The organism is Streptomyces sp. NPDC053432, from assembly GCF_055585365.1.
Genome location: NZ_JBVJKF010000010.1, coordinates 154,118 through 172,899 on the forward strand (window position 1 = coordinate 154,118; position 18,782 = coordinate 172,899).

Genomic DNA, 18,782 nt, shown 5'->3' on the forward strand with positions numbered 1-18,782 from the left:
GTGTGGCCGGATTTCGGCGCACACACTGCCCAAAGGTGCCCCCCAGGTCTAGGCTGTTCCTGTGCCGGACGACGTGGGGGGCAAGCCGTTCCCGGACGACGGGGAGCCCGACGACGACCGCGGAGGCGCGGATCAGGACTTCGCCTCCGTGGTGTTCGACGAGGCCTTCGTCCGGAACGCCGAGATCCATGAACCGAGTGCCGCCGAGCGCCAGCGGGCGGCCGACCGGGCGCGCGCGGAGGCCGAAGCGGCCCGAGCCGTCGCCGGCGGCTGGACGGGCGACGACGACTACGACGGGTACGGCTACGGCCGGCCCGACGGGTACGACGCCGACGAGCCGGGCTGGGACGACGAGCGGGGCCGGTACCACTACGACGGCCCGTACGGGGCCTACGGCGGCAGCCTGCGCCCGTACCGTGGCCGCTCGCCGTGGCTGCGCCCGGTCGCCTGGGTGCTCGCCTTCGTGATGGGCCTCGGCATGATCGCGCTCGCGTTCAGCGCCGTGTACCGCAGCGCCTCCGGCGAGGCGGACCCGGCCCCGGCGCCCGCCAGCACCCCGCTCAAGGAAGTCACCGGCGTCGGCGCGTTTACGTACCCCTCCGGCCGCCAACCCTGAAGGTACGACCCCACTCGCATCTGCCGGAGCTGGGGGCTTCTCTGAAGCGGGGACAGCGGGAGAAGCGATGGCCGTTCCAGGAGATCCACCCAACGGCACCCCCGACGGCATGGGCGGGGGCGACGACGAGTTCCGCGCGGACGAATACCGGTCCGTCGTGTTCGACGAGGACTTCGTACGGGCCGCCAGGCTCCAGGAGTACTCGGCCCAGGAACGCATGGGCGAGCACGCCCGGGCCGTGCGCAGCCGCTCCATCTGGTCGGGCGGCGGCTCCGCCTCGGGCACCGGCACGCCCGGCCGGGGCGCCCGGCAGGGCATGCTCCTCGTGCTGCTCATCGCCTGCGCCTTCGCGGCCGCGGTCTACATGGGGCTGCGCAATCCGTACGTCCCGCCGGCCGGCGGGGCCGCGGCGGCCCTCAGCAGCACCGTCGTTCCGCTGGCGCCCGCGGCGGCCGTGCGCGGCGGCCGTCCGGCGGACCTGTACGCGAGCAGCCCCGCGGCCGACTACCGCGTCGGGGCGGCCGGGATCACTCTCCCGGCCGTGCGCCGCACGGATCATTTCACCGAGAGCGAGGTCGTCGCCGCGCTGTCCGTCGCCAAGGACTACCTGGTGCAGTCCTCGCTGGACCCGGACATCCTCTCCGGTTCCGCCTCCCGGCCCGTGCGGGTGCTGCTCGACCCCGACCAGCTGGACCAGTTCGACCGCAGCATGAGCTCACCCTCCGGGGACGGCCGCCACGCGGCCACCGGCTGGTTGGTCCGCTTCGACCCGGGCACCGCCGTCATGGCCGACTCCAGGGTCCGGGTGAACGGAACCCTCGCCTTCGAGGAGGTCGCCCCCGACGTGCTGGAGGTGACCACCGACCACACCTTCGTCTACGCCGTCCGACCCGCCACCGGAGCCCCGGCCGCCGCCGACGGCGCCTCGCTCTTCACCGTCCGCCGCGAGCTGCGGCTGCGCTTCGACCGGGAGGACCTCACGGCCCGCCGGGCGGAGCTGCTGACGGCCTATGTGATGGCCGGACCCCAGGACTGCTCCCAGGACCCGGCGGCCGCCTTCCGCCCGGTCCTCGCCGGAGCCGGCCCCACCACGGTGGGGCCGGCCGCCACCGACCCGTACGCCAGCGGCAGTCCGAGGCGCTCCGCCGGGCTGTGCGGCGTACTGGCGCAGCCCTCACCCCCGGCGGCCACCCCGGTCAGCCCCGGCCCGTAGCCCCCGGCCCGTCCTTCCCCCCGGTGTCCTTTCCGGCGCCCTCGCCCCCGGCCGGCCCGCCGGCGGCACCCGTGCCCGCGGACGATCCGCCGCCGGCGGCCGCGGCGAACTTGTCGCGCAGCTTGCCGCCCAGCTCGTTCGCCCCGCCCGCGAGGTCCCCGACCAGCTTCATCAGAGGGTCCTTGCTGGTGCGCACCGAGTCGGCGTAGTGCGAGGCGGACTGCCGGAAGGAGTCGGTCACCGAGGTGTCCTTGTCCTCCTCGCGCCGCGGGTAGTGGCCGTCCATGATCCGCTGGAAGTCGCGGTGCTCGGACCACTTCTTCAGCTCGGCCGCCCGGACCGTGGTGAAGGGGTGCGTGCGGGGCAGCATGTTGAGGATCTTCAGCACGGAGTCGCGCAGGTCGCCGGCCGCCTCGTACTCCTCGGCCTGGGCGAGGAAGGCGTCCACGTTCATCTCGTGGAGGTGGTTGCCGCCGGCGATCTTCATCAGTCCGCGCATCGAGGCCTGCACGTCCTGTCCCACCAGCAGCCCGGCCCGGTCCGCCGACAGCTCGGACTTGCGGAACCACTCCCGCAGACCCGTCACCAGCGCCGTGATCGCCACATTGCCCAGAGGGATCCACGCCACCTTCAGTGCCAGGTTCGTCAGGAAGAGCAGGATCGTGCGGTACACCGAGTGCCCCGACAGCGCGTGGCCCACCTCGTGGCCCACCACCGCCCGCATCTCCTCCTCGTCGAGCAGCTCGACCAGGCCCGTGGTCACCACGATGATCGGCTCGTCGAGCCCGATGCACATCGCGTTGGGCCGCGGATCCTGCTGGACGTACATCTGCGGGACCTTCTCCAGGTCCAGGATGTAACAGGCGTCGCGGAGCATCGCGTGCAGGTGCGGGAACTGCGTCTCGCCCACCCGCACCGAATCCGACAGGAACAGCAGCCGCAGGCTCCGCTCCGGCAGCAGTGCGCTCAGGGCCTTGAAGGCCGTGTCGAAGCCGCTCAGCTTGCGCAGCGCCACCAGCGCCGAGCGGTCCGCCGGGTGCTCGTACGCCCTCGACGAGATTCCGGGAAACCTCCTGCGGTTCCTCGCCGGTGACTGTCCGAGCCCTGTCTCCGTCATTGCGCCCTCCCCTGGTCGACCTGACTGGCGTTGCGTCTATCCTCTCCAACGCCTGAGTCGGCGTGAGCGTGCCCCAGGCCCCCGCATACGATGTGAGCGAAGTCTCCGCCCGCTCCCCGACTCGATAGGTACCTGCCTGATGAGCCTCGCCTCCACCGCCCACAACCTGGTCGTCCTCGCCTCGGAGGAGGTTGAGCAGCACGGCGGCAACCACGACAGCCTCAGCCCTTACCTGACGGGCGGCGCCGCCCTCGGCATCCTGCTGCTCATGCTCTGGGTGACCACCCGCCTCAACCGCGACCGCTAGGCCGCTCCGGCGCGTCCGCCGGGCCAGTAGGCTCTGCGCTCATGGGAGAGCAGGAAGTGCCTACGGGCCCGGTCAAACGCCGACTCGGCGTGATGGGCGGGACGTTCGACCCGATCCACCACGGACACCTGGTGGCCGCCAGCGAGGTGGCCGCTCTTTTCCACCTCGACGAGGTGGTGTTCGTACCGACGGGCGAGCCGTGGCAGAAGTCCCAGCGGGCCGTCTCGCCCGCCGAGGACCGCTACCTGATGACCGTCATCGCGACCGCGTCGAACCCCCAGTTCTCGGTGAGCCGCATCGACATCGACCGCGGCGGCCCGACGTACACGATCGACACCCTGCGCGACCTGAAGGCGCTGAACGACGACGCCGACCTGTTCTTCATCACCGGCGCCGACGCGCTCGCCCAGATCCTGACCTGGCGAAACGCCGCCGAGCTGTTCTCGCTCGCCCACTTCATCGGAGTCACCCGGCCGGGCCACGTACTCACCGACGACGGACTGCCCGAGGGTGGCGTCTCCCTCGTAGAGGTCCCCGCGCTGGCCATCTCCTCCACGGACTGCCGTGCGAGAGTGGCCCAGGGGGATCCCGTCTGGTACCTGGTGCCCGACGGTGTGGTGCGCTACATCGACAAGCGTGAGCTGTACCGGGGAGCCTGAGCTTCCGGAGAGAGGGGCCCCGCGGTGAACGACCGACAGGATCCGTACGACCCGTACGGTGTCGCCCAGGAGCAGCAGCTCATCGGCTACGACGCCTACGGGCGGCCGGTGTACGGCCAGGCGCCCGCGCGCCCCGCCCAGCCCGCCCCGCAGGCCCCCCAGTACGAGCAGTACGACACGTACGGACAGCAGGGCTACGGCTACCAGGGCTACGGCGAGCAGCAGCAGTACTACCCGCAGCAGCAGCCCGCCCAGGAGTACGGCGGCCAGGGCTACCAGCAGGACCCCGGCTACGGGTACGACACGCAGGCGACCCGGCAGTGGATCCCGCAGCAGACCGCTCCGGAGCCCCCCGCGGCCGCCGGGCAGCCCGCGCCCCAGGCCCCGCCGGCCACCGCCGAGCGCCCGGCCGTCCAGGTCCCCGAGCCGCGCCGCCCCCGGTCCGAGCCGGGCTCCGGGTCCGAGGAGGACCGGGACTACCGCACCGAGATGTTCGCCTTCATCGACCAGCCGGACGAGGAGTCCGACGACGTCATCGACTGGCTGAAGTTCACCGAGAGCCGCACCGAGCGCCGTGAGGAGGCCCGCCGCCGCGGCCGCAACCGGGTGGTGGCGCTGATCGTCGTCCTCGCCGTCTTCGTCGTCGCCGGTCTCGGCTACCTCTGGTACGCGGGCAAGCTGCCCTTCCTCGACGGTCCGGGGGAGAAGAAGAACGCGGCGACCGCCGACGCCGGGGCGCAGAAGCGCGACATGATCGTCGTCCACCTGCACAACACCAAGAAGGGCGGCACCGCCTCCGCGCTGCTCGTCGACAACGTCACCACCAAGCAGGGGGCCACCGTCCTGCTGCCGAACACCCTCGGCGTCCCCGGCCAGGACGGGACGACCACGCCGCTCGGCAAGGCGGTCGACGAGGGCGGCCTCGGCACCCGGGAGGCCCTCGACTCGGTCCTCGGCACCCACATCGGCGGGACCTGGCGGCTGGACACCCCCTTCCTGGAGAACCTCGTCGAGCTGGTGGGCGGCATCGAGGTCGACACCGACACCGCGGTCCCGGCGGACGACGCGGCCAAGGCCCCGGCCGTGGCCCAGGGCCAGAAGCAGAGCCTGAGCGGCCCCATGGCCGTCGCGTACGCCACGTACCGCGCCCAGGGGGAGCCCGAGACCAAGCCGCTGGAACGCATGGGCAAGGTCCTCCACGCGGTCCTGCGCAAGATCCCGAGCGACCCGAAGGCGGCCGCCGTCACGGTCGAGAGCATGGGCCAGATCCTCGACCCGGGCCTGAACGCGCAGACCCTCGGAGCCCTGCTCTCCCGGCTCGGCGCGCACGCCAAGGTGGGCGCCTACCGCACCGACCTGCTCGGGCTGAAGGCGGACGGCACCCTCACCGACGAAGCCAACAAAAAGGTGGTCAAGGAGGTCCTGGGCGGCACGGCCTCCGCGGCGCAGCCCGGAGCGGCCCCGCGCGTCGGCCTCAAGGACGCCACCGGTGACGACAAGGTCCAGGGCGCGGCGAAGGCGGCGCTGCTGAACGGCGGCTACACCTTCGTGGACGGCGGCAAGGCCGACAGGACGGCCGCCACCTCGCAGATCACCTACCAGGACGACGCGACGAAGGACCGGGCGATCGACGTCGCCAAGACGCTGGGGCTGCCGGAGACGGTCGTGAAGAAGGCCGAGAACGCGGTGAACGCCGACGTCGTAGTGATCCTGGGCAAGGACTACAAGCCGTCCTGACCCGGGCTCCGGGGGCGGCGACGCCCGCGCGGAACATTCCGCGCGGGCGGTGACGGCGGTACGTGAGACCCTTGTATGGATCTGCCCGCCAACCCGAAAGCATGGCCAGTGACCGCCACGGACCGCTCCATCGAGCTCATCACCACCGCCGCCCAGGCGGCGGCCGACCGGCTCGCGCACGACATCATCGCCTACGACGTCAGCGACGTGCTGTCGATCACCGACGCCTTCCTGCTCGCCTCGGCCCCCAACGACCGCCAGGTCAAGTCGATCGTGGACGAGATCGAGGAGCGCCTCCTCAAGGAGCTCGGCGCCAAGCCGGTGCGCCGCGAGGGCGACCGCGACGCCCGCTGGATCCTGCTCGACTACGTCGACATCGTCGTCCACGTTCAGCACAGCGAGGAGCGGGTCTTCTACGCGCTGGAGCGCCTGTGGAAGGACTGCCCCGAGATCGAGCTGCCCGAGGACGCCAAGCTCACCATCGGCAAGGCCGAGGAGCACGCCAAGCTGCGCGAGGCCGCCGGTGACGACGATCTGGACGGTGATCTGTTCTGAGCACGACCGACACGGGCCGGACCGGCCGCAAGATCGTCCTGTGGCGGCACGGCCAGACCTCGTGGAACCTGGAGCGCCGCTTCCAGGGCTCCACGGACATCGAGCTGACCGAGACGGGTGTGGCGCAGGCGCGCCGCGCGGCCCGGCTGCTCGCCTCCCTGAGGCCGGACGCCATCGTCGCCTCGGACCTCCGCAGGGCCTCCGCCACGGCCGGCGAGCTGTCGGCCGTCACGGGCCTGCCCGTGACGCACACCGAGGCGCTGCGCGAGACGTACGCGGGTGAGTGGCAGGGCCTCACGCACGACGAGATCCTCGAGAAGTACGGCGAGCAGTACGCGGCGTGGAAGCGCGGCGAGCCGGTCCGCCGCGGCGGCGGGGAACTGGAGACCGAGGTCGCCGACCGGGCCGCGCCGGTGGTGCTCGAGCACGCCGACGGACTGCCGCAGGGCGGCACGCTCGTCGTGGTCAGCCACGGCGGCACCATCCGTACGACCATCGGCCGCCTGCTGGGTCTGGACTCGAACCACTGGGAGAGCCTGGGCGGGCTCTCCAACTGCTGCTGGTCCGTCCTCGGCGAGGGCGCACGCGGCTGGCGTCTGCTGGAGCACAACGCCGGCACCCTGCCGGAACCGGTGCTCGGCGACGACGACTGAGAGCGGCTCCCTGCCGCTTCCCGACCGGGCTCCGACCCGGATTTCACTTTCCGGCTGGTCACAGGCTAGAGTTCTTCTTGTTCGCAGCGAAGAACACCGGAAACGGGGGAAGCGCAGCGGAGAGCGGGGCTATAGCTCAGTTGGTAGAGCGCCTGCATGGCATGCAGGAGGTCAGGAGTTCAATTCTCCTTAGCTCCACAATCAGGATCCCGTCCCCAACAGGGGGCGGGATCCTTGTTTTTGTACCCTTTGCGCATACTGACCAGCTGCGCACGGCGTGGCAGAATCGGACCGCCGGAGGGGGAGTCGACGGCCCGACGCGGGAGGGAGTCGCTGACGGATGGGTGCACACCGGCGGCGGTGCGACTGGTGCAACAACGGCACGCCGATCGTGCGGGACATGGAACCGGTCAACGCCGACTACCAGTACTGGTGCGAGGAGTGCGCGCGGGCGCTGATCATAAAAGGCGACCCGATCGAGACGTACCGCGAGCTGGAGGGCGAGCCGATCTACGGCCGCCTGCTCGACGAGCACTGCACGCTCAAGCGGTTCTACCAGTTCGCCAGAGCGTGACGAGATGGGTCAAATCGGGCATGGCGCTTGGTCGATGGAAACCGATTTTTGGACCAGGGCCATGACCGTGTAATGTTTGGGATGTCGCCAGGGGGAACCGGCAAGGGAAACCGAAGCGGCAAGCAAGGCAAGGGGCTATAGCTCAGTTGGTAGAGCGCCTGCATGGCATGCAGGAGGTCAGGAGTTCAATTCTCCTTAGCTCCACAGTGAAGAAGCGGGCCACCCGAACGGGTGGCCCGCTTCTCGTTGTGCCGCCGTGTCGACGTGTGGAACGACCGGGCACCGGCGGTGGCCCCTGCGGTACCCTGACGCCATGCGTGCCGTACGCCTTCTGCTTACCGAGCCGCGCTGATCAGCGCCGACCCACGAGACGGTCGGCATCGGCGCGGCGTCCCCTCCTGTGCGAGGGGCTTTTTCGTTTGGGCAGGCAGAGACGGCAGAGACGATCGATGGAGCTTCAGGAATCATGAGCGAGACGAACACCCCGGCCCCCGAGGCGGCCGAGGCGCACCGTTACACGGCTGCCATGGCCGCCGACATCGAGGCACGCTGGCAGGACGTATGGGACGCGCAGGGCACGTACGAGGCCCCGAACCCGACCGGTGACCTGGCCGGTGACCCCGCGGTGGTCGCGCGGCCCAAGAAGTTCATCATGGACATGTTCCCGTACCCGTCCGGTGCGGGCCTGCACGTCGGTCACCCGCTGGGGTACATCGCCACCGACGTCTACGCCCGCCACCAGCGGATGACCGGCCACAACGTCCTGCACACCCTGGGCTTCGACGCCTTCGGCCTGCCGGCCGAGCAGTACGCCGTGCAGACCGGCACGCACCCGCGCGTGTCGACCGAGGCGAACATCGAGAACATGAAGGTCCAGCTGCGCCGCCTGGGCCTGGGCCACGACAAGCGCCGGTCCTTCGCGACGATCGACCCGGACTACTACAAGTGGACCCAGTGGATCTTCCTGCAGATCTACAACTCCTGGTACGACGCCGACGCGAAGAAGGCCCGGCCGATCACCGAGCTGGTCGCCGCCTTCGAGGACGGCTCCCGCGAGGTCCCCGGCGGCCGCGCCTGGGCGGAGCTGACCGCCGGCGAGCGGGCCGACGTGCTGAACGGCTTCCGCCTGGCCTACTCCTCGGACGCGCCCGTGAACTGGTGCCCCGGTCTGGGCACCGTACTGGCCAACGAGGAGGTCACCGCCGACGGCCGTTCCGAGCGCGGCAACTTCCCCGTCTTCAAGTCCCGGCTGAGCCAGTGGAACATGCGGATCACCGCGTACGCCGACCGGCTGCTGGACGACCTGGACGGGCTGGACTGGCCCGAGGCCATCAAGCTGCAGCAGCGGAACTGGATCGGCCGCAGCGAGGGCGCCCGCGTCGACTTCGCCCTGGGCGACGAGGCGATCACCGTCTTCACCACCCGTCAGGACACGCTGTTCGGCGCGACCTACATGGTGCTGGCTCCGGAGCACCCGCTGGTCGAGAAGTTCATCCCGGCCGCCTGGCCCGAGGGCACGCACGAGGTGTGGACCGGCGGGCACGCCACCCCGGCCGAGGCCGTGGCCGCGTACCGCGCCTTCTCCAACGCCAAGTCGGACGTCGAGCGGCAGGCCGACGCCAAGGAGAAGACCGGCGTCTTCACCGGCGAGTACGCGGTCAACCCCGTCAGCGGCGAGAAGATCCCCGTCTTCATCGCCGACTACGTGCTGATGGGCTACGGCACCGGCGCGATCATGGCCGTCCCGGCGCACGACGCCCGCGACTTCGAGTTCGCGCGCGCCTTCGAGCTGCCGATCCGTTGTGTCGTGCAGCCCTCCGACGGGCGCGGCACCGACCCGGCCGAGTGGGACGACGCCTTCGCCTCCTACGACGCGAAGCTGATCAACTCCACGGGCGAGGGCATCTCCCTGGACGGCATGGGCGTCGTCGAGGCGAAGGCCGCGATCACCGACTGGCTGTCCGAGCGCGGCATCGGCGAGGGCACGGTCAACTTCCGGCTGCGCGACTGGCTGTTCAGCCGCCAGCGCTACTGGGGCGAGCCCTTCCCGATCGTCTACGACGAGGACGGCGTCGCGCACGCGCTGCCCGAGTCGATGCTGCCGCTGGAACTGCCCGAGGTCGAGGACTACTCGCCGCGCACCTTCGAGCCGGACGACGCCGCCTCCAAGCCGGAGACCCCGCTGTCCCGCAACGAGGCGTGGGTCAACGTCGAGCTGGACCTGGGCGACGGCGTGAAGTCGTACCGCCGCGAGACCAACACCATGCCGAACTGGGCCGGTTCCTGCTGGTACGAGCTGCGCTACCTGGACCCGCACAACTCCGAGCGGCTGGTCGACCCGGAGATCGAGCAGTACTGGATGGGTCCGCGCGAGGGCGCGCCGCACGGCGGCGTCGACCTGTACGTGGGCGGCGCCGAGCACGCGGTGCTGCACCTGCTGTACGCGCGTTTCTGGTCCAAGGTGCTGTTCGACCTGGGCCACGTCTCCTCGGCGGAGCCGTTCCACAAGCTGTTCAACCAGGGCATGATCCAGGCGTACGCGTACACCGACGAGCGCGGCGTCTACGTGCCGGCGGCCGAGGTCGAGGAGCGCGACGGCGGGTACTTCTACGAGGGCAAGCCGGTCAAGCGCGAGCACGGCAAGATGGGCAAGTCCCTGAAGAACGCCGTCACGCCCGACGAGATCTGCGAGGAGTACGGCGCCGACACGCTGCGCCTGTACGAGATGGCGATGGGCCCGCTGGACGTCTCGCGTCCGTGGGACACCCGCGCCGTCGTCGGCCAGTACCGGCTGCTGCAGCGCCTGTGGCGCAACATCGTCGACGAGTCGACGGGCGCCGTCACCGTCGTCGACGCCGAGCCGGCCGAGGACACGCTGCGCGCGCTGCACAAGGCGATCGACGGGGCCGGTTCGGACATGGCCGGGCTGCGTTTCAACACCGCCATCGCCAAGATCACCGAGCTGAACAACTTCCTGACCAAGGCCGGCCGCCCGCTGGAGCGCTCGGTCGCGGAGCGGCTGGTCCTGCTGATCGCCCCGCTGGCCCCGCACATCGCGGAGGAGCTGTGGCAGCGCCTGGGCCACCGCGAGTCGGTGGTCCACCAGGACTTCCCGGTCGCGGACCCGGCGTACGTGGTGGACGAGACCGTGACGTGCGTGGTGCAGGTCAAGGGCAAGGTCAAGGCCCGGCTGGAGGTGCCGCCGACGATCTCGGACGCGGAGCTGGAGAAGCTGGCCGTCACGGACGAGGGCGTCGTCGCGGCGCTGGCGGGCGCGGAGATCCGCAAGGTGATCGTGCGCGCGCCGAAGCTGGTGAACATCGTCATCTGATCTCGGGGTATTCCCGTACGGGCAGGTTGGGGGTTCGAATGGAACCCCTGGCCTGCCCGTGGCGTTTACGGTTGAGGGGACGGACAAATGCTTCGGGGACCGGGGAAGGGGCACAGATGGAGGTCGCGTTGATCATCTTCGCGCTGATGGTTCTCACCTTCCTGGGCCTGGGCGCGTACCTGACCGTCAAGGTGGTGCAGGCGGCGAAGCGCGGCGTGGACCGGACGATCACGCACGCGCGGCGGACGGTCGAGGACACCACCCTGCGGGCCAAGAGCCTGGGGCAGGTCGGGGTCACGGCCTCGCTGGCGCAACTGCGCATCGACCTGAGGACGTCGATGCGCTCCACGCAGCAGGCGCTGCACGACGGGGTCCGGGTGGACGCCTCGCTCAAGGAGTCGATCGGACTGTTCGAGCGGCTGAGCGCGCACGGACACGAGCTGGACGACGAGCTGAGGCGGCTGGAGCAGGAGCCCGACCGCAAGCGCATCGCTGAGCTCCTGCCCGACCTGCGGGAACGCACGGCCAAGATCACCCAGTCCGCGGACTCGCTGCGGTGGGCGGCGCGCGACCGGGCCCGCCGGTTCGCCGAGGACGACCTGTCCGTGCTCTCGGAGCAGATCGAGGTCGAGTCCGGAGCGCTGAGGGACTGGCACCGCCCGCCGGTGGACGACCTGGCGGCAGCGGCGGCGGCCTGGGACGCGGCGCAGGACCAGGCCCCGGCTCCGTCCCCGGCACCTGCACCGACGGCGCTGAACCCGGCGACGCCGACGACGCCGTACCCCTGGGAGAAGGCGCGCCGCCCGGAAAGCACGACGTAGCCCCACGGCCCCGGCGGCGGGCCGCCTTGTACGGCCGCTCGGGGCGCTGCCTCGGGCCGAACCCGGGAGCGGGGGGCCGGGGCCCCGGGCGGCAGCCCGGGACGGGGAGCTGGGGTTTGGGGCGGAGCCTCGCCCGGTGGCCCTGGGGTTGGGAGCCCCCGGTTCTCGGGAAGGGGCGGGGCGGGGGAGGAGCCCCGCAGGGCCGCCGCAGCGCCCGGCAGGGGACAGACAGGGCCCCGGCGAGGGGTCAGGCTGCCGCCGCGCCCCCACTGGCGGTAACCTCCGGCTCATGTCCCGCCATGTCGCCATCGTCACCGATTCCACGGCCTACCTGCCCCGACCGGCCATGGCGCGGCACGGAATCACCTCCGTCCCGCTCACCGTCGTACTGGGCGGCGAGGCGCTGGAGGAGGGCACCGAGATCTCGGCGCGCAGCCTGGCCCTGGCCCTGCAGAAGCGCCGTTCGGTCACCACCTCCCGCCCCAGCCCGGAGGAGTTCGTCCGGGCCTACCGGGCGGCCGCCGACGCCGGGGCCGCCGGGATCGTCAGCCTGCACCTGTCCGCCGAGTTCTCCGGCACGTACGACGCGGCCGTGGTCGCCTCGCGGTCCGCGCCCGTGCCGGTGAGGGTCGTCGACACGGGCATGGTCGCGATGGCGCTCGGCTTCTGCGCGCTGGCGGCCGCCGAGGCGGCCGAGGCGGGCGGTTCCCTGGACGAGGCCGTGGCCGCCGCGGAGAAGCGGGCGGCGGACATGGCCGCGTACTTCTACGTCGACACCCTCGACTACCTGCGGCGCGGTGGCCGGATCGGGGCCGCGCAGGCCCTGCTGGGCTCGGCGCTCGCGGTGAAGCCGCTGCTGACGCTGGACGGCGGGCGGATCGAGATGCTGGAGAAGGTGCGCACGGCCTCGAAGGCCATCGCGCGGCTGGAGGAGTTGGCCGTAGAGCGCGCCGGGTCGGGCAGCGTCGACGTGGCGGTGCACCACCTGGCGGCTCCGGAGCGGGCCGACAAGCTCGCCCAGCGGCTGCGCGAGCGGATTCCGGGCCTGGCCGAACTGCACGTCAGCGAGGTCGGTGCGGTGATCGGCGCGCACACCGGGCCGGGGCTGCTGGCGGCGGTCGTCTCGCCCCGCTGATCACCGGTACGGGTGACCGGGATATCCACAACGGGTCCGCTGTCCACCGGAATTGGGGGTTCCGAACGGGATTCCGGCCGGGCCCCTACGGTCGTGGCATGACTCTTCGAACGCGTATCCCGTCCCGGTCGGGCGCCGGGAGCGGCCCTGGCCGTAACCGTCTCTCCGGCCACCGTCTCTCGGACCCCCTCCTCTCGGACCCCCGTCTCTCGGACCGCCGTGTCTCGGACCGCCGTGTCCGGCACCGGCGCGGGCGGTATCGCCGGTCCCGTGCTCCGCAGGTGGACCCGGAGGTGCTGCGCCGCCGGGCCGAGGCCCTGCTGGGCGGCAGCAGTCCACCGCCGGCCGGGCAGCCGCTCCGGGAGCCGGCCGGGCAGCCGCCGTCGGCCGAGCTGCTCGACGGGGCCGCGCCGGGCGGGCCGACGAGGAGCGGGCCGACGAGGGGCGGGCCGACGAGGAGCGGTCTGGCCGTGCGGGAGCGGCTGCCGGTGTGGCTCCAGGCCCGTTGCGGGGTGGAGCCGCGCACGGTGGGCGCCGTCGCCGTAGTGCTGGTGGCAGCCGTCGGCTTCGCCGCGCAGCAGTACTGGTCAGCCCGGCCGCGCGCGGTGACCGCTCCGGCGGTGGTCGCCCCGGCGTCGGCGGTGGCGCCGGCTCCGGCTCCGGCAGCAGGCGCCGCGCGGATCGTCGTGGACGTCAGCGGGAAGGTCCGGGAGCCGGGGGTGCGGCGGCTGCCCGCCGGTTCGCGGGTGGAGGACGCGCTGGCCGCCGCCGGGGGTGTGCGCCCGGGTACGGACACCACGGGGCTGAACCGGGCCCGGGTGCTGGTGGACGGCGAGCAGGTGCTGGTGGGCGCCCCGGCACCGCCCCAGGGGGCGGGCATGACGTCGGGCGCGGGTCCGGGCGCGGGCTCGGCTGCGGGCTCGGCTGCGGGTCCGCTCAGCCTCGGATCCGCCACCGTCGACCAGCTGGACGGGCTGCCCGGGGTGGGGCCGGTGCTGGCGCAGCACATCGTGGACTTCCGCACCGCCCGCGGCGGCTTCCGGTCCGTGGAGGACCTCCGGCAGGTCGACGGCATCGGAGAACGGCGCTTCGCCGACCTGCGCGCCCTGGTGCGGCCGTGAACCGCCCCGGGGCGCGGGGCGGGGCGGACCCCGGCGCGGCGGGCGTCGGCGCCGGGGACCCGGGCGCGGAGACCGCGGGGCCCGTGGATCGGCGGCCGCGGGACCTGCGCCCGGTGGACCCGGACCCCGACGGGAGGCGCCCGGCGGATCTGCGGCTCGTGGTGCCGGCCCTGGCCGCGTGGGGAGCGGCGGCCCTCGCGCTGGGCGCATCCGCCGTGCGGACCGGCGTCGCGGTGGCTGTGCTGGGCGCGCTCGGTGCCGGGCTGCTGGTCCTCGCCGGGTTCCGGCGGGCCGGGCCGCGCTGGGGGATGGCCCCGGCCGTGGCCGCCGTCCTGCTGTGCGCGGCCGCGGGGGCCGGGGTGGCCGGACTCCAGCGGGCCGAGGCGCGGGCCGGGCCGGTCGAGGGTCTGGCCAGGGAGCACGCCCGTGTTCTCGCGGAGCTGACGGTCGGCTCCGATCCGCAGGTCTCCCGCGGCGGCAGCGGGCCGCCGCTGGTGCTGCTGGACGCGGTGGTGACCCGGGTGACCGGGCCGGACGGGGCGCGTACCCGGGTGGAGACGCCCGTGCGGGTCCTCGCCGGACATACGGGATGGGCCCGGCTGCTGCCCTCCACCAGGGTGGAGGTCGTCGCCCGGCTGGCACCGGCGAGGGGCGGGGAGCGGGCCGTGGCGGTGCTCCGTCCGGCCGGTGAAGCCCCGCCCGGGGTGACCGGCGGCCCGGACGCCGCACAGCGGATCGCGGGGCGCTTGCGGGCGGGGCTGCGGGAGGCGAGCGACGGGCTCGCCCCGGATGCGCGGGCCCTGCTGCCGGGGCTGGTCGTCGGGGACACCTCCCGGGTGCCGGACGACCTCCGTGAGGCCTTCCGGGCCACCGATCTGCTGCACCTGCTCGCCGTCTCGGGGTCCAACCTGACGGTGGTGCTGTTCCTGCTCGTCGGGCCCCCGGCCCGCGCGCAGCGGGCCGAGCGGCGGGGGCTGGCGCCCCGGCTCGGGCTGTCGCTGCGGGGGACGGCCGTGTGCGGTGCGTCGCTGACGCTCGGGTTCGTGGTGGTGTGCAGACCGGAACCGAGCGTGCTGCGGGCCGCGGCGTGCGGGGCCGTGACACTGCTGGCCCTCGCGACGGGGCGGCGCAGGTCCCTGCTGCCGGCGCTGGCCGCCGCCGTCCTGCTGCTGGTGCTGTACGACCCGTGGCTGGCCCGCGGATACGGGTTCCTGCTCTCCGTCCTGGCGACCGGGGCGCTGCTGACCCTGGCACCCCGGTGGAGCGGGGCGCTGCGGCGGTACGGGATGCCGCCCCGGCTCGCCGAGGCGCTGGCGGCCGCCGCTGCCGCCCAGGCGGTGTGCGCGCCGGTCGTCGCCGTGCTCTCGGCCCGGGTCGGCCTCGTCGCCGTGCCGTGCAACCTGCTGGCCGAGCTCGCGGCGGGTCCGGCGACGGTGCTCGGCTTCGCGACCCTCGCGATGGCCCCGCTGTCGATGCCGGCCGCGGAACTGCTGGCCCGGTGCGCGGGGGTGCCCGCCGGGTGGATCGCCGCCGTGGCCCGGGCCGGGGAACGGATGCCGGGGGCGGAGCTGGCCTGGCCGGGCGGGCTCGGCGGGGGTGTGCTGCTGGCCGCCGTGACGCTCGCGGGCGTGGCGCTGGCGGCGCGGTTCGGCCGCCGTCGGTGGGTCGTCTGCGTCCTGGCGGTGGTGCTGCTCCTGGCCGTGCTGCGGCCGCCGCAGCTGACCCGTACCGTTACGGGCTGGCCGCCGCCGGACTGGAGTTACGTCCAGTGCGCCGTGGGCCAGGGGGACGCCGCCGTCCTGGCCGTGGGGCCGGGGGAGGCCCTGGTGGTGGACGCCGGCCCGGAGCCCGGCCCGGTGGACGCGTGCCTGCGCGCCCTGGGGGTCCGGCGGGTGCCGATGCTGCTGCTGACGCACTTTCACGCCGACCACGTGGCGGGCCTGGCCGGGGTGCTGCGCGGCAGGTCCGTGGGGGTGATCCAGACCACCGGTCTCGAAGAGCCGCCCGCACAGGCCGAGTTCGTACGCAGGACGGCGGCCGCCGCCGGGGTGCCGGTGGTGCCCGCGGTGGCGGGGGAACGGCGCCGGGCGGGGCCGCTGGAGTGGCAGGTGCTCTGGCCGCCTCCGGCCGGACCGCCGCCCGAGGGGCCCAACGACGCGAGCGTGGCCCTGCTGGTGCGCGGCGCGGGGCTGACCCTGCTCCTGCTCGGCGACCTGGAACCACCGGCCCAGCGGGCGCTCCTGACGAACCATCCGGAGCTGGGTCCGGTGGACGTCCTGAAGGTGGCCCACCACGGGTCCGCGCACCAGGACCCGCAGCTGCAGGCCCGGATCCGGCCGCGGCTCGCGATCGTCCCGGTCGGCGCCGGCAACCGCTACGGGCACCCCGCACCCCGTACGCTCGCGGGGCTCCGGGAGCTGGGGGCGACCGTGCTGCGGACCGACACCGACGGCTCCGTCGCGGTCACCGGATCGGGGGTCCGACTACGGGCGTTTCCAGCCATGCGGAGGCGGATCCGCCGGGTCCATACCGGGCGCGAGCACTCTGTTTGCCCACAACCCGACAGCATGATCGAATGCGTCTTCGCCAACACGGTCACAGTCCACACAGCACGGGGGTGCATCAGCCATGTTCGGTCGCCGAAGGGGGATGGATACGGCGGGGGGTTCCAGTCCGCAGACATCCGCGACACTGACGCTGCCGCCGACGGCGCAGCTGCTCAGCTGTCGTGTCCTCGACAGTGTCCACCAGCCGATCAGGCAGGCGAAGTTCGAGGTCACCGACCCGATCGGGCGGCGGATCGTGAGCGGCGAGACCGACCCGTACGGCGCGTTCACCGCGACCGTGCCGGAAGGGGAGTACCGGCTCTCGGTCAGCGCCGAGGGGTACGCGCCGTTCCACGGGGCGACGCTGGTGGGCGGTCCCGCGCAGCCCGGCACCGGGGAGATCGTCCTGGACGTCGTGGAGCCGCCGCTGCTGCCGAAGCCCGGGCACTGGGAGCTCGACCCGGCGCATTCGACGATCGGCTTCACGGCCCGTCACATCGGCATGGCGCGGATCCGCGGCCGGTTCAGCACGTTCGCCGGCGCGGTCCGGATCGCCGAGCGCATGGAGGACTCCTCCATGCACGTGCGGATCGACGCGGCGAGCATCGACACCGGACTGCGGATGAGGGACGACCACCTGCGTTCGGCGGACTTCCTGGACGCGGCCCGCTATCCGACGGTCGAGTTCTACAGCGAGCGGTTCATCCACCGCAGCGGCCGCCGCTGGGCCGTCGCGGGCGCCCTCACCCTGCACGGGGTGAGCCGTTCCGTCACGCTGGACACCGAGTACCTGGGTCTGGGCGCGGGCCTGGAGGGCGAGCCGCGGGCCGCCTGCCGGGCCAGTACGGAACTGCAGCGCGAGGACTTCACCCTGAACTGGCAGTCCGTGCTGGCGCACGGGATCGCGGCGATCGGATCGAGCGTCGAGGTGACCCTGGACATCCAGGCCGTCCACAAGGCCTGAGCGCCCGGCGGGACCTGAAGGGCCCGGGAGGGCCGGGCGGCCGGGGAGAGCGGGGGCGGTCCCGGTGCCTAAGGGGTCTCCAGCCACCCCTCGTACTCGTCGGCGAGGGCGTCCAGCACGGTGGGGTCGAGACGTTCCCGCGGGTCCTCGACGACCACCAGCCACTGGGCGTCCTCGGCGTCGTCCTCGCCGGCCAGGGCGTCGCGGACCAACTGCGGCTCCTCCGGCAGGCCGAAGCGGTCCACGACCTCCTGCGCCACCTCCTCGGCGGCGTCGCGGTCGGGCAGGACGAGTACATGTCGCACGTTCACGCGACCATTGTCGAGTATCGGGCCGCAGGGCCCGTGCGGCGGTGGGCTGTCAGTGCGGCGTGGGATGCTGGAGGCGATGGCCACCAGGAAGAACTCAACCGACGATCCGCTCGCCCCGATCACCCTCGCGGTGGGGCAGGAGGACCTGCTGCTCGACCGTGCCGTGCGGGAGGTGGTGGCGGCCGCCCGTGCCACCGACGCCGACACGGACGTGCGCGACCTCTCCTCCGAGCAGCTCCAGCCCGGCACGCTGGCCGAGCTGACGAGCCCCTCGCTCTTCTCCGAGCGCAAGGTCCTGGTCGTGCGCAACGCCCAGGACCTGTCCGCGGACTCCGTCAAGGAGGTCAAGGCCTACCTCGACGCGCCCTACGAGGAGATCGTCCTCGTCCTCGTCCACGCCGGCGGGGCCAAGGGCAAGGGCCTGCTGGACGCGGCCCGCAAGGCGGGCGCCCGGGAGGTGGCCTGCCCGAAGATGACCAAGGCGGCCGACCGCCTGGCGTTCGTCCGGGGAGAGTTCCGCGCGCTGGGGCGCTCGGCGACCCCGGACGCCTGCCAGAACCTGGTCGATGCGATCGGCAGCGACCTGCGGGAGCTGGCGAGCGCCGCGGCGCAGCTGTGCGCGGACGTCGAGGGCACGATCGACGAAGCCGTGGTGGGCCTCTACTACACGGGCCGTGCCGAGGCCTCCAGCTTCACGGTCGCCGACCGGGCGGTCGAGGGGCGGGCGGCGGAAGCCCTCGAAACCCTGCGCTGGTCCCTGGCCACCGGGGTTGCACCGGTCCAGATCACCAGCGCGCTGGCCCAGGCGGTGCGTGCGATCGGCAAGCTCGCCTCCGCCCCGCGCGGCGCCCGTCCCGGGGACCTCGCCCGGGACCTGGGCATGCCGCCGTGGAAGATCGACCGGGTTCGCCAGCAGATGCGCGGCTGGTCCGCCGACGGGGTCGCGGACGCCCTGCGCGCCGTGGCCGCGGCCGACGCGGGAGTGAAGGGCGGCGGCAGCGACCCCGAGTACGCCCTGGAGAAGGCCGTGGTGGCGGTGGCCCGCGCGGCCCGCCCGCAGCGCCGCCCGTAGGGCAAGTGGGGCAACGCGAAGGCCCCGGCCGCCACCCTGGGGAAGGGTGG

At 73.0% G+C, this 18,782-nt stretch carries 16 protein-coding genes, 2 tRNA genes and 1 pseudogene; 17 read left to right on the plus strand and 2 right to left on the minus strand.

Annotated features, from left to right (window positions below; all coding sequences use genetic code 11):
* The first annotated feature begins 61 nt into the window (after nucleotides 1-61).
* Nucleotides 62-616, plus strand: coding sequence for an SCO2584 family spore wall biosynthesis protein (locus ACZ6Y1_RS18770; protein ID WP_469630383.1), 555 nt, complete (start codon nucleotides 62-64; stop codon nucleotides 614-616).
* A gap of 67 nt (nucleotides 617-683) precedes the next feature.
* A complete protein-coding gene (locus tag ACZ6Y1_RS18775) occupies nucleotides 684-1,829 on the plus strand; it encodes an SCO2583 family membrane protein (protein WP_469630386.1) in 1,146 nt (381 codons plus the stop codon).
* On the opposite strand, the gene ACZ6Y1_RS18780 is transcribed toward ACZ6Y1_RS18775, so the two are convergent.
* Nucleotides 1,813-2,946 carry a M48 family metallopeptidase gene (locus ACZ6Y1_RS18780; RefSeq protein WP_469630391.1) on the minus strand — a complete coding sequence of 378 codons (1,134 nt, stop codon included), beginning with the start codon at nucleotides 2,944-2,946 and terminating at the stop codon, nucleotides 1,813-1,815. The genes ACZ6Y1_RS18775 and ACZ6Y1_RS18780 overlap by 17 nt on opposite strands.
* 139 nt (nucleotides 2,947-3,085) lie before the next feature.
* Here ACZ6Y1_RS18780 and ACZ6Y1_RS18785 point away from each other — a divergent pair, with 139 nt between their 5' ends.
* The 14 genes and pseudogenes from ACZ6Y1_RS18785 to ACZ6Y1_RS18850 all read left to right on the plus strand — a co-directional run bounded on the left by ACZ6Y1_RS18785 (nucleotide 3,086) and on the right by ACZ6Y1_RS18850 (nucleotide 17,349).
* Nucleotides 3,086-3,253, plus strand: a complete 168-nt coding sequence (locus tag ACZ6Y1_RS18785) for a hypothetical protein (RefSeq protein ID WP_376660699.1) — start codon at nucleotides 3,086-3,088, stop codon at nucleotides 3,251-3,253.
* 41 nt (nucleotides 3,254-3,294) lie between these two features.
* Entirely contained in the window at nucleotides 3,295-3,912 is a 618-nt protein-coding gene (gene nadD, locus ACZ6Y1_RS18790; RefSeq protein WP_469630394.1) for a nicotinate-nucleotide adenylyltransferase, read from the plus strand.
* 24 nt (nucleotides 3,913-3,936) lie between these two features.
* Complete coding sequence (locus ACZ6Y1_RS18795) at nucleotides 3,937-5,649, plus strand: LCP family protein (RefSeq protein WP_469630397.1); 1,713 nt, start codon at nucleotides 3,937-3,939, stop codon at nucleotides 5,647-5,649.
* A 108-nt stretch (nucleotides 5,650-5,757) separates the two neighbouring features.
* A complete protein-coding gene (rsfS, locus tag ACZ6Y1_RS18800) occupies nucleotides 5,758-6,204 on the plus strand; it encodes a ribosome silencing factor (protein WP_328925687.1) in 447 nt (148 codons plus the stop codon).
* The gene (locus ACZ6Y1_RS18805) at nucleotides 6,201-6,857 is read left to right on the plus strand and encodes a histidine phosphatase family protein (protein ID WP_469630694.1); all 657 of its coding nucleotides are present in this window, start codon (nucleotides 6,201-6,203) and stop codon (nucleotides 6,855-6,857) included. The genes rsfS and ACZ6Y1_RS18805 overlap by 4 nt, the downstream gene beginning before the upstream one ends.
* A gap of 125 nt (nucleotides 6,858-6,982) precedes the next feature.
* Nucleotides 6,983-7,055: transfer RNA gene (locus ACZ6Y1_RS18810), tRNA-Ala, on the plus strand.
* Nucleotides 7,056-7,197: 142 nt separating this feature from the next.
* Nucleotides 7,198-7,431, plus strand: a complete 234-nt coding sequence (locus ACZ6Y1_RS18815) for a hypothetical protein (RefSeq protein WP_344156087.1) — start codon at nucleotides 7,198-7,200, stop codon at nucleotides 7,429-7,431.
* 131 nt (nucleotides 7,432-7,562) lie between these two features.
* Nucleotides 7,563-7,635 (plus strand) — tRNA-Ala (locus ACZ6Y1_RS18820).
* A gap of 262 nt (nucleotides 7,636-7,897) precedes the next feature.
* Entirely contained in the window at nucleotides 7,898-10,762 is a 2,865-nt protein-coding gene (gene leuS, locus ACZ6Y1_RS18825) for a leucine--tRNA ligase (protein WP_469630403.1), read from the plus strand.
* Between the two features lie 116 nt (nucleotides 10,763-10,878).
* Entirely contained in the window at nucleotides 10,879-11,583 is a 705-nt protein-coding gene (locus ACZ6Y1_RS18830) for a hypothetical protein (protein ID WP_469630406.1), read from the plus strand.
* A 289-nt stretch (nucleotides 11,584-11,872) separates the two neighbouring features.
* Nucleotides 11,873-12,718 carry a DegV family protein gene (locus ACZ6Y1_RS18835; protein WP_469630409.1) on the plus strand — a complete coding sequence of 282 codons (846 nt, stop codon included), beginning with the start codon at nucleotides 11,873-11,875 and terminating at the stop codon, nucleotides 12,716-12,718.
* A 281-nt stretch (nucleotides 12,719-12,999) separates the two neighbouring features.
* Nucleotides 13,000-13,839, plus strand: coding sequence for a ComEA family DNA-binding protein (locus ACZ6Y1_RS18840; RefSeq protein WP_469630413.1), 840 nt, complete (start codon nucleotides 13,000-13,002; stop codon nucleotides 13,837-13,839).
* A gap of 308 nt (nucleotides 13,840-14,147) precedes the next feature.
* Nucleotides 14,148-16,331: pseudogene (locus tag ACZ6Y1_RS18845) on the plus strand (ComEC/Rec2 family competence protein); the annotation flags it as partial.
* A gap of 136 nt (nucleotides 16,332-16,467) precedes the next feature.
* Nucleotides 16,468-17,349 carry a YceI family protein gene (locus ACZ6Y1_RS18850; protein WP_469630417.1) on the plus strand — a complete coding sequence of 294 codons (882 nt, stop codon included), beginning with the start codon at nucleotides 16,468-16,470 and terminating at the stop codon, nucleotides 17,347-17,349.
* Between the two features lie 68 nt (nucleotides 17,350-17,417).
* On the opposite strand, the gene ACZ6Y1_RS18855 is transcribed toward ACZ6Y1_RS18850, so the two are convergent.
* Complete coding sequence (locus tag ACZ6Y1_RS18855; RefSeq protein ID WP_469630420.1) at nucleotides 17,418-17,660, minus strand: hypothetical protein; 243 nt, start codon at nucleotides 17,658-17,660, stop codon at nucleotides 17,418-17,420.
* Between the two features lie 76 nt (nucleotides 17,661-17,736).
* Between ACZ6Y1_RS18855 and holA the strand changes: the two genes are divergently transcribed.
* Nucleotides 17,737-18,732: a DNA polymerase III subunit delta gene (holA, locus tag ACZ6Y1_RS18860; RefSeq protein WP_469630423.1), complete on the plus strand. Its 996-nt coding sequence runs from the start codon at nucleotides 17,737-17,739 to the stop codon at nucleotides 18,730-18,732.
* Nucleotides 18,733-18,782 lie beyond the last annotated feature (50 nt).